The 12,948-nt window shown below is 73.0% G+C and carries 11 protein-coding genes; 6 read left to right on the forward strand and 5 right to left on the reverse strand.

Annotation, left to right across the window (positions count from 1 at the left end; translation table 11 throughout):
- Nucleotides 1-14: 14 nt before the first annotated feature.
- Nucleotides 15-392 (forward strand): hypothetical protein, encoded by a 378-nt coding sequence (locus tag FAF44_RS33920; protein WP_237107417.1) that lies wholly within the window; start codon nt 15-17, stop codon nt 390-392.
- A 23-nt stretch (nt 393-415) separates the two neighbouring features.
- On the opposite strand, the gene FAF44_RS33925 is transcribed toward FAF44_RS33920, so the two are convergent.
- Together FAF44_RS33925 and FAF44_RS33930 are read right to left on the reverse strand one after the other, a co-directional pair.
- On the reverse strand, nt 416-1,348 hold the full coding sequence (locus tag FAF44_RS33925; RefSeq protein WP_237107418.1) for a hypothetical protein: 933 nt from the start codon (nt 1,346-1,348) through the stop codon (nt 416-418).
- A 119-nt stretch (nt 1,349-1,467) separates the two neighbouring features.
- Nucleotides 1,468-3,102 (reverse strand): serine/threonine-protein kinase, encoded by a 1,635-nt coding sequence (locus tag FAF44_RS33930; protein WP_237107419.1) that lies wholly within the window; start codon nt 3,100-3,102, stop codon nt 1,468-1,470.
- 108 nt (nt 3,103-3,210) lie between these two features.
- On the opposite strand from FAF44_RS33930, the gene FAF44_RS33935 reads away from it, so the two are divergent.
- Complete coding sequence (locus FAF44_RS33935) at nt 3,211-3,588, forward strand: nucleotide pyrophosphohydrolase (RefSeq protein ID WP_237107420.1); 378 nt, start codon at nt 3,211-3,213, stop codon at nt 3,586-3,588.
- A 30-nt stretch (nt 3,589-3,618) separates the two neighbouring features.
- Nucleotides 3,619-6,765: a BTAD domain-containing putative transcriptional regulator gene (locus FAF44_RS33940; RefSeq protein WP_237107421.1), complete on the forward strand. Its 3,147-nt coding sequence runs from the start codon at nt 3,619-3,621 to the stop codon at nt 6,763-6,765.
- Between the two features lie 62 nt (nt 6,766-6,827).
- Here the strand turns inward: FAF44_RS33940 and FAF44_RS33945 are convergent, their stop codons facing one another.
- Nucleotides 6,828-7,271: an SRPBCC domain-containing protein gene (locus FAF44_RS33945; RefSeq protein WP_237107422.1), complete on the reverse strand. Its 444-nt coding sequence runs from the start codon at nt 7,269-7,271 to the stop codon at nt 6,828-6,830.
- Nucleotides 7,272-7,368: 97 nt separating this feature from the next.
- Between FAF44_RS33945 and FAF44_RS33950 the strand changes: the two genes are divergently transcribed.
- The 3 genes from FAF44_RS33950 (at nt 7,369) to FAF44_RS33960 (ending at nt 10,291) form a co-directional block, all read left to right on the forward strand.
- On the forward strand, nt 7,369-8,583 hold the full coding sequence (locus FAF44_RS33950) for an amidohydrolase family protein (protein ID WP_237107423.1): 1,215 nt from the start codon (nt 7,369-7,371) through the stop codon (nt 8,581-8,583).
- 79 nt (nt 8,584-8,662) lie between these two features.
- Nucleotides 8,663-9,352, forward strand: a complete 690-nt coding sequence (locus FAF44_RS33955; RefSeq protein WP_237107424.1) for a helix-turn-helix domain-containing protein — start codon at nt 8,663-8,665, stop codon at nt 9,350-9,352.
- A 126-nt stretch (nt 9,353-9,478) separates the two neighbouring features.
- Nucleotides 9,479-10,291 carry an alpha/beta hydrolase gene (locus FAF44_RS33960; protein ID WP_237107425.1) on the forward strand — a complete coding sequence of 271 codons (813 nt, stop codon included), beginning with the start codon at nt 9,479-9,481 and terminating at the stop codon, nt 10,289-10,291.
- A 10-nt stretch (nt 10,292-10,301) separates the two neighbouring features.
- On the opposite strand, the gene FAF44_RS33965 is transcribed toward FAF44_RS33960, so the two are convergent.
- Both FAF44_RS33965 and FAF44_RS33970 read right to left on the reverse strand, forming a co-directional pair.
- The gene (locus tag FAF44_RS33965; RefSeq protein WP_237107426.1) at nt 10,302-10,856 is read right to left on the reverse strand and encodes a hypothetical protein; all 555 of its coding nucleotides are present in this window, start codon (nt 10,854-10,856) and stop codon (nt 10,302-10,304) included.
- A 70-nt stretch (nt 10,857-10,926) separates the two neighbouring features.
- The gene (locus FAF44_RS33970) at nt 10,927-12,567 is read right to left on the reverse strand and encodes a CocE/NonD family hydrolase (RefSeq protein WP_237107427.1); all 1,641 of its coding nucleotides are present in this window, start codon (nt 12,565-12,567) and stop codon (nt 10,927-10,929) included.
- Nucleotides 12,568-12,948 lie beyond the last annotated feature (381 nt).

Genomic DNA, 12,948 nt, shown 5'->3' on the forward strand with positions numbered 1-12,948 from the left:
CTTACCGTCGCCGCATGGGCAGTCACGGGTCCGAACCCCTTGCAGCGTCCGTCCCGGTATCGGGCACGGCCGAGGACTTCCGGTGGGTGCTCGATGTGCACGCGCCGCACATGGCCTCGTGGAGGCAGCGGATCGAGGTCGACCGGGACGGTTGGTGGTGGCTGGTGGACGGCACCCGTCGGCGCGGGCGCAGGCGTTCCACCTGGCGGCCGGCCGACGAGATCGATGCCTACGCGGTGGTCGTGCTGTTGCACACCCTCAACGAGGTCAAGCTGCGGCTGCGTCCCGAGGTCCGCGCGTGGGCGAACCACAACCGCCTGACCGACGAAGCCGTGCAGGCGTCGTTCGGCGTCCGGGCGTACAGCTTGTTCGTCCGTCACCTGCTCATGTGAGCCATATCCGCCGGTCGTCCCGGTCATTTCGTGGCGGTTCTGGGGCGAGTGAGGTCGATTTTTCGGCTTTCGACGTCGAGAGACAAAACCATGGAATAGTTCCTCTCGTCGAACCCGCCGACTGTTTCGAAGAATTTTCCGTTCGACGTGCCATCCGCCCTGATCGTCATCGGCGGCTGGGCCTGCCCGCCGGACCTGCTGTGGACGACCAGTTCCCAGAGGCACCAGCATGGTCCGTAGGCCATGACCTGAAAGCCGCCCGGCTCGCCTTCTTCGAGGCTGTAGACACGTTTGTCGAAATATCGACCGCGGTTCTTCGCGTTTTCGTCGTAGTAGACGGCGGGCAGGGTCTCCCCCTCGCTCAGATCGAAGGCGATCGTTTCCAGGGCCCCTCCGCCCTGCGGGTCGGCCCGCAAGAGTGCTCCGCGTGGCGCGGGCTTACGGCTGCGGACGCGCAGCTCGATGTTGGTGATGTCGACCGCGAGCCGCCGGTTCCCGGTCATCTTCACCTTGTACGAGCCGGCCCAGCGGCATTCGTCTGCGCAGAACGCGAAGAGCCGCTTCCCGCCCGTGTACCGGAGCAACTGGGACACCGTGTCGATGTCGGGGCGATTTTCTGGTTTGTTGAGATTGTCGAGCTGCCCTGGTGTTAATGGCTTCTCGAAGGCCCAGGTATACCCTCCGTCCTCGGACAACTGCTCCACCTCGACGTAGAGGGGTGGCTGCGTGCCGAGCCGCTGGTCTTTTCCTTGTTCGGCGCCGCGTTGGGCGAGATCCTCCAGTCGTGGGGCGAAGCTGAAAGTGAATGCGGAGCTGATGACACTGGCGAGAACGACGAGGATGATCTGAAAAGTCCGGGTGCCGGTGTCCAGGCGAAGGCGTCTCGGCCGGGGCGCCGGCTCGGCTTGGCTGGAGGGCGAGGTCCGGCGCCTCCGGGAATTTCTGCTGTTTCCCATGCGGGCTTCTCTTGCCAAGATCTGTTCTTGGTAATCCAGCCGGCACGTCAGCCATCAGCGTTACGCACATCGTCTTCGGAAAATGCGGTGTATTTGTGAAGATATGTGCGGTGGGGTGGTCAGTGGAAGAAGGAGCGGCGGGGTTGCTGGCCGGAGAGGCTGGCGATGCAGCGGTAGAAGCGGATGCCGTCCTCGAACTGGGACTGTGAGGGTGGCATCACGTCCGCCGTCCACCGGGTGGCGGCGTAGTCCCGCGCCGTGCCGGTCCTGGAGGCCAGCAGGGTCGCCCGGCTGCACACCTTCTTGACCGTCGGGTGCTTGGCGAGGTCCTGCTGCACGTACGTCTCGGCGTCCTTCGGGATCGGGGCGACCGCGAACGTCTCCCACGAGTGCGTCTCCTCGCAGCCCAGTCGCCTGGCCTTCGTGTCGCCGACGATGATGACCAGGCCGCCCCAGCACTCGGACTCCCGCACGCACGCCGCCTGACCGCCGCGCACCTTCGCGGCCGGGCAGTTCTCGGTGTACGTGTCCAGCCCCTCGAACACACCGGCCTGCTTCGTGGCGGTCGTGGCGGGGGTGGGCACCTGCTCCTGGGCGGTGGTCTCCTTCTCCTCCGGAGGGCCCTGGAGGATCTGGTTGTAGACGAACGCGCCCGCGCCCGCCACGATCACGAGCGACAGGGTGGCGATGATCGCCACCAGGATCCTGTTGACCCCGGACGGCGCGGACGACGCGGGCGGCCTGGTGTCCGGCTGGGCCGGCGGGTTCGTGGGATACCCGGGAGCCGGGCCGGGGGCGAGGTGCTGCGGGGCGAAGGGAGCCGGATGACGTCCCGCGGACTGGGCCGCCGCAAAAGGGGCCGCCGCAAAAGGGACCGACACCAGCGGCGCCGACGCCAGGGGCGCTGAGGCCGGGGGCGCTGAGGCCGGGGGGCCCGAGGACGGCCCGGCGGGCGGCGGTAACGGGACGGCGGCCAGCGCGTCGCGGAAGGCCGCCGCCCCCGGCGTGCGCTCGCGCGGATCGCTCGCCAGCGCCCGCCTGAGCACGGCCGACAACTCCGGCGGCACCCCGGGGAGGTCGGGCACGGGCAGGCGGTGCAGGGCGAGGATCATGGCCAGGTTCGGCACGCCGCTCTCCGGGAAACGCGGCGGACGGCCCGACAGGAGCGCGTACACGGTGGCCGCGAGCGCGTACACGTCGCCCGCCGGTGACGGCTCGGCCAGGTCGAACGCCTCGGGCGGGGCGTAGGAGGGGGTGAGCGACTCGCGGGTGACCGAGGCGTCGGGCCCCGAGGCCGGCATGGTGGCCAGCCCGAAGTCCGACAGCGCGACCTGGCCGTACCGGTTGATCAGGATGTTGGCGGGCTTGACGTCCCGGTGCAGGACGCCCTGCTCGTGCGCGGCGGCGAGCGCGTCGGCGATGCGCACGCCCACGTCCCTGGCCTCGGCGGGGGAGAGCGTCCGCCGGGCCAGCGAGCCGCCGGGGCACAGCTCCAGCACCATGTACGGCCGCCCGTCCGGCAGCAGCCCCGCGTCGTAGACGGGCACCACGTGCGGGTGCCCGGACAGCGCTCCGGCCGCCGTGACCTCGCGCAGGAAGCGGCGCCGGTCGCGGTCGGACAGCAGCACCCGGTTGTCGACCTTGAGCGCGACCTCGCGGCCGACGGACGTCTGCCGGGCGAGGTAGACCACGCCGAAGCCGCCCTGGCCGAGGACGCCGTTGATCTCGTAGCCAGGCACCGATATGTCGGACACGCGCGGAAGCGTACACGTGTGCGGTCGGGCAGGCCCCGAAGATCCCCGCCACGGACGGCTCAGGGGGTGCGGGCCGGTGCCCCGCGCGGCTCGGTAGGGTCGGGTGGCGTGACGACGGAGTTGGAGTGCCTTGCCGAGCGGCTGCGCGAGTTCACGCGGGTCAGGGAATGGGAGCGGTTCCACACGCCGAAGAACCTGGCGATGGCGCTGGCGGGCGAGGTCGGGGAGCTGGTCGCGGAGTTCCAGTGGCTCACGGCGGAGCAGTCGCGCAGCCCCGACCCCGAGACGCTGGCCAGGATGCGCACCGAACTGGGCGACGTCACCCTCTACCTGGTCCGGCTGGCGGACGTCCTCGGCGTCGATCTCATGGAGGCCGCGCGGGCCAAGCTCGACGACAACGACCGCCGCTACGACGCCGACAGTTACCGCGGGTCGGCCAGGAAGGCCCCGCCGACCGTCCCGCCGGAAGGCGCTTCGCCCGCATAACGCCGCCTTCGTGCACATAGGCTGACGGGCATGCGATTTGGGGTGCTTGGGCCGCTGGTGGTCTGGACGGACGCGGGGGAGACCGTCACCATCCCCGGCCTCAAGGTCCGGGCGCTCCTCGTGGACCTGCTCGTCCACGAGGGCCATCCGGTGTCGGTGGACCGGCTGGTGGACGATCTGTGGGGAGCCGAGCCGCCGGCCAACCCGGCGGGCGCGCTCCAGGTGCGGGTCTCGCAACTGCGCAAGGCGTTCGAGGACGCCGAGCCCGGCGGCAAGAACCTCGTCGTCTCCCGCGCTCCCGGCTACCTGCTGCGCGCCGACGAGGGCGGCGTGGACGCCGTGCGCTTCGCCGAACTGCTGGCCCGGGCCGAGGCCACCGACAACCCCAGGACCAAGGCGGGCCTGCTGGGCGACGCGCTGGCGCTGTGGCGCGGCCCGGCGTACGCGGACTTCGCCGACGAGGAGCACACCCGCTCGGCCGTGCACCGCCTGGAGGAGCAGCGGCTGTCGGCGCTGGAGCAGCACGCCGAGGCGCGGCTGGAACTGGGCGAGCACGGCCTGCTGGTGGGCGAGCTGGGCGACCTGGTCAACCGCCACCCGCTCAGGGAACGGCTGCGCGCCGTCCACATGCGGGCGCTGTACCGGGCGGGACGGCAGAGCGAGGCGCTGGCCAGTTTCGGCGAACTGCGCGAGCGGCTGGCCGACGAGCTCGGCCTCGACCCCGGCCCCGAACTGGTCGCGCTGCACCAGGCGATCCTCGGGCAGGACCCGGCTCTGAGCGTGCCCGCCGAACGTCCCGTCACGAACCTGCCCGCCTCCGTCAGCAGGCTGATCGGCCGGGACGAGGCGCTGGCCGAGGTGTGCGGGCTCGTCGAGGAGGAGCGGCTGGTCACCCTCACCGGCAGCGGCGGCGTCGGCAAGACCCGGCTGGCGCTGGAGGCCGCGAACCGCCTGCTCGACGGCTTCACGGACGGGGTCTGGCTGGTCGCGCTCGACCAGGGCCCGCGCTCGCCGGCCGAGGCGGTCCTGGCGTCACTGGACATCAGGGAGGAGGCGGGAGGCGCGGACGCGACACCGGCGGCGCGGCTGGCGGCCGGGCTGCGCTCCCGGCGGGCGCTGCTCGTGCTGGACAACTGCGAGCACGTGGTCGAGCAGGTCGCCGAGCTGGCCGAGGTGCTCCTGCGGAGCTGCCCCGGCCTGCGCATCCTGGCCACGAGCCGGGAGCCGCTGGCCGTGGCGGGCGAGGTGCTGTGGAGCGTGCCGCCGCTCGACCTGCCCGCCAGCGCCGACCTGGCCGCCATGGCCGGCTCCGACGCCGTGCGGCTCTTCGTGACCAGGGCCGCCGCCTCCGCCCGCGGGTTCCGGCTGGAGGCGGGCAACGCGCAGGCCGTCGCACAGCTCTGCCGCCGGCTCGACGGCATCCCGCTGGCGCTGGAACTGGCCGCGACCAGGGTGCGCGCGCTCGGCGTGCAGGGCGTCGTGGCCCGGCTGGACGACAGGTTCCGGCTGCTGGCCACCGGGCAGCGCGGCGCGCCGGCCCGTCAGCAGACGCTCACCGCGGTGATCGACTGGAGCTGGGACCTGCTGCCGGAGGACGAGCGGATCATGCTGCGCCGCCTGGCCGTGCACGCCGACGGGTGCACGCTGGAGGCCGCCGAGTCCGTCTGCGCCGACGGCGACCCCGGCGGTCCGGACGTGCTGGACCTGCTGGCCCGCCTCGTCGATCGTTCGCTGGTGGTGGTCGTGCACGCCCCGACCGGCGTCCGGTACCGGCTGCTGGAGTCGGTCTCGGAGTACTGCGTGGCCCGGATGGCCGACGCCGGCGAGCTCGACCGCGTCCGCGACGCGCACCTGCGCCACTACCTGGAGCTGGCCGTCCGCGCCGAGCCCGGCCTGTACGGCCCGGAGCAGCGCGAGTGGCTGCTGCGCCTCGACGCGGAGGCCGCGAACCTGTGGGCGGCGCTCGACACGGCGGCGGCCCGCGGCGACGGACGCCGCGCGGCGGAGCTGGTGAACGCGCTGGCCTGGTACTGGTTCCTGCGCGGCCGGCTGGCCGAGGGCCGGCGGGCCATGGCCCAGGCGCTCGCGGTCGCGCCGTCCGCCGCCGACGGTCCGGCGCGGGCCAGGGCGGCGGCCTGGGAAGCGGGGTTCGCGGTCTGCACCGGCGGGCAGCCCGACTGGAAGCCCGTGCTGGCGGCGGTCGAGGACCCGGGCGAGCGGGCCAGGGCGCAGCTCTTCGTCGGGCTGCACCTCGACGACATGCCGACCGGCCAGGAGCTGGCCGAACGGGCGCTGGCCACGTTCAGGGAGATCGGCGACCGGTGGGGGATCGCCACCGCGCTCACCCGGCAGGCCATGGACGCCTTCACGCTGCGCGACAAAGAGGCCATCGAGCGCATCGCCGGCGAGAGCGCCCGCCTGTTCACCGAGCTGGGCGACCGGTGGGGGCTGCTGCGCGCCACCGAGTGGCTGGCCTCGCTCGCCGAGATGCGGCACGACATCGACGAGGCCAACCGGCTGTTCGGCGAGGGGCTGCGGATGGCCGAGGACCTGGAGCTGTGGCCCGAGGTCGCCACCCACACCGCCTGGCTGGGCTGGGTGGCGCTGGAGAGCGGCGAGTACGGGCGCGCCGTCGAACTGTGCGAGCGCGCGCTCAAGCAGGCCGACGCCCAGGGCTACGCGAAGGGCATGACCATGGCCGAGATGGGCGTGGCCTACGCCGCCCGCCGGGTCGGCCGGCTCGACCTGGCCGAGCGGCACCTCAACCACCTGCTCGAAGGGCTGTCCCGCGACCCCGACGCCGAGCCCGCCCTGCACCTGCCCGACACCCTCATCGAGCTGGGCTGGCTCACGGACCTGCGCGGCGACCCGGCCGCGGCCATGGCGCTGCACGCGGAGGCGCTCACCTACGGCTGGAGGATCGGAGACCCCCGCACGTCCATCGGCGCCGTGGTGGGCGCGGCCTCCGCGGCCGGGCCCACCGAGCAGTCCGCCCTGCTGCTGGGGCTGGCGGCTGCCGCCAGGGACTCCTACAGGCTCCGGCCGGGGACGGCCGAGCGGGAGGACGTCGAAAGCGTCACCACGCGGGCCCGCGAGGCGCTCGGCGAGGAGGCGTTCGCCGCCGCGTACGCGCGCGGCGGCACCTACAAGCTGGACGACGCCCAGAAACTGCTCTGACCCCGCTCCGGACCGGCCTGCGCTCCGGACCGGCCTGCGTTCCGGACCGGTCCCGGCGGCGGTCACGACAGGTAGGCGGCCAGGCGGTCGAAGAACTCGTTCCAGCCCGCCCTGGCCCCGTCGGCGTGCTCCTCGTCGGTGTTGACGCCGGACTGGTGGAAGCGCATCTCGGTCCTGCCGCCCAGGTCGGCGAAGCCGATCGTCACGACGGACGCCGGGCTGTCGCCGGGGGCGTCGGGGTCGCCGGTGGTGAACACCAGCCGCCCCGGCGCCGCCACCTCCCGATACGTCCCGTCCAGCGTCACCTCGAAGCCCTCCTCGCCCACCAGCGTGGCCCGCCAGACCCCGCCGGGCCAGGCGTCCAGCGTGATCCGGCCCACCGGCGTGGCCAGCGTCCGCGGCCCGAACCAGCGGGAGAAGCGCTCGGGCTCGGTCCACGCCGCCCACACCCGCTCCCGGGGGGCGTCGAAGACGCGGGTGAGTACGTACTCGGCGGTCTGGGTCATTGGTCCTCCCTGCGGGGCCGCTGCGATGACTCCACGGTGGCCCCGCGGGCTTACGATCCCCTTCTCGCGGCCTTTAGACGGTGGCACGCTTGGACATATGAGGATCATCCGCGCCGCGCAGGTGCTCACGGGTCGTCCGGGAGAAGTGATCGTGGACGGAGAGGTCCTCATCGACGAGGGCCTGATCGTCTCCGTCGGGCCGCGCGGGAGCGCGGGGGAGGCGGACGACGTCCTCGACCTGCCCGGCCACACGGTGCTGCCCGGTCTGATCGACGCGCACGTGCACCTCGGCTTCGACGACAAGGTCGACCCGGTCACCCGGCGCAGCCCCGAGAGCGACCACCACCTGCTGCTGCGGATGGCCGAGAACGCCCGCAAGCTCGTCTCCGCCGGTGTCACCACCGCCCGCGACCTGGGCGGGCGCGGCTTCCTCGACCTGGTGCTGCGCGACGCCGTCGAGGAGGGCCTGACCGTCGGCCCGCACATCGTGGCCGCCACCCGGCCGATCACCATCACCGGCGGCCACTGCTGGTACATGGGCGGCGAGGCCGACGACGAACCCGCCATCCGCCGCGTCGCCAGGGAGAACCTGCGCGCGGGCGCCGACTGCCTCAAGGTGATGGCCTCCGGCGGGCTGATGACGCCGGGCGCGCCGCCGAGCTGGGTGCCCCAGTACAACGCCGCGCAGCTCCGCGTGGTCGTCGAGGAGGCCGCCACGCGCGGCAAGGGCGTCGCGGCGCACGCCCACGCGCACGCCTCGATCCGCGACGCCGTCGAGGCCGGGGTCACCACCGTCGAGCACTGCTCGTTCTTCACCTCGGCGGGCCACCGCTACGACGCCGAGCTGGCCGACCTGGTCGCGGCCAGCGGCACGTACGTGTGCCCCACCGTGCACGGCGCGACGGAGCGCATCCGCGAGGTGCACGGTGAGGCCATGCTCGACGCGTGGCTCGCCGGGGTCGCCGCGATGCGGGACGCCGGGATCAAGGTGATCGCGGGCACCGACGCCGGGTTCGCGGTGGGCGGCATCCCGAACGCGACCGACGGCTACGTCGGGGGCCTGGAGACGTTCGTGTCGGTGGGCTACCGCAACGCCGAGGTCATCGAGCTGGCCACCGTGCTGGCCGCCGACGCCTGCGGGGTCGGCGCGGTGGCGGGCAGCCTCGACCCCGGCAAGCGGGCCGACCTCGTCGCGGTCGCGGGTGACCCGCTCGCACGCATCTCCGACCTGCGCGACCCCGCGCTCGTCCTGGTCTCGGGACGGTCGGTCGGGCAGGCGGACGTGGACACCGTGACGCCGTCCGTGGGCTGACCGTTCCCGGCCGGAAACCCCGGCTCGCCCGCCGCCGCACCTGACCGCCACGGCGTCCCACTCCCGCTAGGCTGCCGCAATGGATCTGAAAGAGCAGGTACGCGAGCTGCGCCTGCAGGGCAAGTCGCCCAAGGAGATCGCCCGCGCGCTCAAGGTCTCGCCGTCGGTCGTGGCGCCGCTCGTCCGCGCGATCGGCGCCGAGACCGCCGAGAGCACCGGCACGGGCGAGGCCGAGGTGGCCGGATGCTGGATCAACGTCGGCTGGAGCGAGGGGCTCGGCCTCGACCCGGCGCGCGGCTGGACCGACCAGGCCCCCGCCTCCGGCGTCGGCGGCATGGTGTGCGTGCTCGTCGCCCGGCGGCACACCTGGGACCGGCTGTCCGTCTGCGGCTACCTGGCCGACGTCTACTGCCTCGGCGTCAAGGGCGTCATCGGCCCCGACGTGCTCGACGACCGTGACCTGGTGCGTTTCCGCGAGTACTTCTTCGGCGAGTACCCCGGCTGGCAGGAGGCGCCGATCGAGCTGGCCAGGCACCTGGTGTTCGGGTCGGTGGACCACGCCAGGAAGCTCGGCTTCGAGCCGCACGACCTCTTCGCGCTCGGCACCGACCTGCTCGGCAAGTGGGAGGACGAGTCGGCCATCACCTTCGGCCGCGACGGCAAGCCGTTCTACGCGGAGGGGCCCGAGGACGACCCCGCCAGGGTGCTGCGCACGCTGCGGCGCACCCTGTCCGACGACGAGTTCGGGTACGCCACCTCAGACCGGTGACCAGCGACGTCAGGCCGCGGCGGCCGCAGGCGAGCCCGGTGCCCGGGTGGACCTCCGGCCCGCCGGGGCAGGCGAAAAGGGACGGTTACCGCGTACGCTCACTTCACTTCCGACCTTGGAGTGAGCATGGCAGAGGCGCGCGAGCACACCTTCACCGGCACGAAGGGCCGCATCACGGCCCGCGAATGGCCCCGTGAACGGCCCCGGTACGTCGCGATCCTGGTCCACGGGTACGGCGAGCACATCGGCCGTTACGCGTACGTGGCCGACCGGCTCGTCCGCCACGGAGCCGCCGTCTACGGCCTCGACCACATGGGGCACGGCAGGTCCGAGGGCGACCGGGTCCTCGTCGAGGACTTCGAGGACGTGGTCACCGACGTGCACACCGTCGAGGAGCACGCCAGGGCCGCGCACCCGGGGACGCCCGTCGTGCTGATCGGCCACTCGATGGGCGGCATGATCGCGGCCCGCTACGCCCAGCGGTACGCCTCCGGCCTGACCGCGCTGGTCCTGTCCGGGCCGGTGATCGGGGAGTGGGAGGTGGTGCCCGCATTGCTGGCCTACGAGGAGCCGCCGGACGTCCCGATCGACCCGGCCACGCTCTCCCGCGACCCGTCGATCGGCGCCGCGTACGCCGCCGACCCGCTCGTGTGGCACGGCCCGTTCAAGCGTCCGACGCTGGAGGCGTTCGCGGCGACGCTGGACACGATCGCCGAGGGCGGCACGTTCGGCTCGCTGCCCACGCTGTGGGTGCACGGGGACGACGACCGCCTCGTGCCGCTGCCCGGCAGCCGCGCCGGCGTCGAGGCCGTCAAGGGCGACGACCTGACGGAGCGGATCTACCCGGGGGCCAGGCACGAGGTGTTCAACGAGACCAACAAGGACGAGGTGCTCGACGACGTCACGTCCTTCGTCGACCGCCGGTTGCCCGGCGCGTGAGCCACCGGCGTCACGCGCCGAAGAAGCCGGGCAACGCCCGCACGATCGTGTCCACGGTCTCCTCGGGCGTCCGGCCGGTGCCGTCCACGGCGAGGTAGCGGTAGCCGTCCTGGTCGGCGGCGAGCGTCGTGTCCACGACGTCCACCCGGTCCACCCGGTCACGCCACTCCTGCGTGGTGCGCTTGGCCCGGGTGAGCCGGCGCCGCCGCCGCTCCTCGGGCCGGACCAGCAACTGGACCACGTACACCTCGTCCGCCTCGGGCACGAGGTCGCGGAAGCGCAGGTAGTCGTCGCGGGAGCCGAAGAAGCTGCCCGCGATCACGTTCCGGTAGCCCGCGGCCCAGTAGTTGCGGGCCAGGACCGCCACGTTGGCGCGCAGCAGGTGCCAGAACGCGTCGTCGTACGCGCAGGGGTTGACCTGGCCGAGGTCCTCGGCGTCGATCCGGGCGCCGAGGGACGTGCGGGGGAGCAGCGCGCGGATGATCGTGCTCTTGCCCGCGCCCTCCTGCCCCAGGATCAGGAGCAGCCGGCGGGGCGCGGACGGGGTCTGTTCGTGAGCGGTCACGACCGTGCAGTCTCCCAGAAGGACCCTGGCCTTTCCGGGCCGCCCCCGGTAACCGCCTTGCCCCGACGCCTCAGGCTTTCCGCCCCTGCCGTCCGCCGAAGACCGGCAGCGTGATCGACGACGGATGCCCGGCGTCACGGAAGATCTCGAACCGCGTCGGCCGGGTCCGCACCGCCCGCTCCACCGGCTCGCCGGTCCCGTGGTTGCGGGCGAAGCGCGGGAACGCCCCGCCGGACACCTGCACCCGCAGCCGGTGCCCGCGCCGGAACCGGTACCCGGTCGGATGCAGCTCCACCTCGGCCCTGACCACGCCCTCGCTCCCCGCGGGCAGCCGCAGGACGCCGTCCGTGACGTTGCGGGACACCCCGGCCGCGTCCACGTCGCACAGCCGGACGAAGACGTCGGCGTGGCCCGTGTCGGTCCGCACGTACACGGTCGCCGAGACGGGCCCGATCAGGTCGAGATCGCGGCGGAGCGGCCCGCCGGTGTACACGACCACGTCCGGGCGGGCCTCGACGTCGCGGTTGTCACGCTGCTTCGACAACCGCGGGTCCAGGAGCGGCCCGCCCACCGACCGGGCCGGACGCGCCGGGTCGTAGCTGAACACGTCAGGCGGGACGTCCTCCCCAGGCGCCTCCCACCCCAGCCTCCGGTACGGCAGCAGGTGCAGCGGCGTCGGCGCGGACTGCGGCGGCGGCCACCGGTCGAAGTCCAGCCAGCGCTCCGCCCGCTGCAGGTAGAGCCGGACCGGTGAGCGCTGGAGCTGGGCGGTGTCACCGAGCAGGTGCCCCGACAGCCACGACACCTCCTCCGCCAGCAGCGCCCGCAGCGCGCCGAGGTCGTGCCCCCACGGGCCGATCACGATCCGGCCCGGCCGTCCGGCCTCGCGCGCCGCGACGTAGTCACGAAGCTGCGCGGGCAGGAACAGGTCCCACCAGCCGGTGACCATGCTGGTCGGCGTGGTCATCTTGACCGCGGCGGCGCTGTGGTCGACGTCCGTCCAGAACGGGTCGTCCGCCGCGGCGTGCGCGGCGGCCTCCCGCAGGAACGGCACCCGCTTCCCGATCGCGGCCAGGTCGGACGTGCCGACCGGCACGTGCGCCATGGCCCGCCGCACCCGGCCCGCCTGGCGCGGATCGGGCAGCAGCCCGCCCAGCGGCGTCTCCTCCTGGGTGCCGATCAGCGCGGCCCAGGTCAGCAGGTTGTGCAGGGCGAACACCCCGCCCGGATAGAACGTCGTCCTGAACTCGCTGGCCGTCACGCCCAGGCACATCGCCTCCAGCGGCGGATCGAGGTAGGGCCCGAGCGCCCACTGCGTGAACCCGAGATAGCTCGCCCCCGCCGTCGCCAGCCGCCCGTCGCACCACGGCTGCTCCCGCAGCCAGGCCGCCGTGGCCAGGCCGTCGTCCTTCTCCTGGTGGAAGGCGGCGAACCGGCCGCCCGAGCCGAACGTGCCCCGCGCGTTCTGCACCACGACCTGCATGCCCCGCCGCGCCAGCACCCGGGCCGTCACCCTCGCGTCGGGCCGGTGCTTCCCGTAAGGGGTGCGCATCAGCACCACGGGCAGCGGCCCCGCCCCGCGCGGCCGGTAGCGGTCGGCACGCAGCACGACCCCGTCGGGCATCGGCACCCCCAGGTCGTGGGCGATCCCGATGTCGGGGGTGGTCGCCTCGGGCAGGCCGAGAAGCCGATCGATCAGTCTGCTGAGCATCCTCACGGCAGATCCTTTCGCTCCCGCCAGCGTACGGCCCTCTTTTGCGGACGATCATGCACATACCCGACCTGCTCGGCCATGCGGCGTCCGCGAGGCGATGATTTTTTCCGCCCGCCCGGGTCTGCTTTCACGAGGAGGCGACCATGAGCGACCAGGAACGGGCATTGGCGGCAGGTGTGGCGCTGCTGGAACGGGCGATCGACTACGCGCTCGGCAGCCTGCGCATCGTCACGCCCGCCACACTCTGCCGGCCGACGCCGTGCGCGGGGTGGAACCTCGGGCAACTGCTCGACCATCTCGACGACTCACTCCGCACCCTGAACGAGGCCACCACCGGCCACATCCCACCACCCCACACTCTGTCTCTTATACACATCT

This window comes from Nonomuraea sp. MG754425, assembly GCF_021699195.1.
GTDB lineage: Bacteria > Actinomycetota > Actinomycetes > Streptosporangiales > Streptosporangiaceae > Nonomuraea.

Coding starts and splice junctions, on each gene's coding strand:
- FAF44_RS33920 (WP_237107417.1), top strand. CDS start 15: ATGGGCAGTCACGGGTCCGAACCCCTTGCAGCGTCCGTCCCGGTATCG.
- FAF44_RS33960 (WP_237107425.1), top strand. CDS start 9,479: ATGGCAGAGGCGCGCGAGCACACCTTCACCGGCACGAAGGGCCGCATC.
- FAF44_RS33950 (WP_237107423.1), top strand. CDS start 7,369: ATGAGGATCATCCGCGCCGCGCAGGTGCTCACGGGTCGTCCGGGAGAA.
- FAF44_RS33940 (WP_237107421.1), top strand. CDS start 3,619: ATGCGATTTGGGGTGCTTGGGCCGCTGGTGGTCTGGACGGACGCGGGG.
- FAF44_RS33925 (WP_237107418.1), bottom strand. CDS start 1,348: ATGGGAAACAGCAGAAATTCCCGGAGGCGCCGGACCTCGCCCTCCAGC.
- FAF44_RS33945 (WP_237107422.1), bottom strand. CDS start 7,271: ATGACCCAGACCGCCGAGTACGTACTCACCCGCGTCTTCGACGCCCCC.
- FAF44_RS33955 (WP_237107424.1), top strand. CDS start 8,663: ATGGATCTGAAAGAGCAGGTACGCGAGCTGCGCCTGCAGGGCAAGTCG.
- FAF44_RS33970 (WP_237107427.1), bottom strand. CDS start 12,567: ATGCTCAGCAGACTGATCGATCGGCTTCTCGGCCTGCCCGAGGCGACC.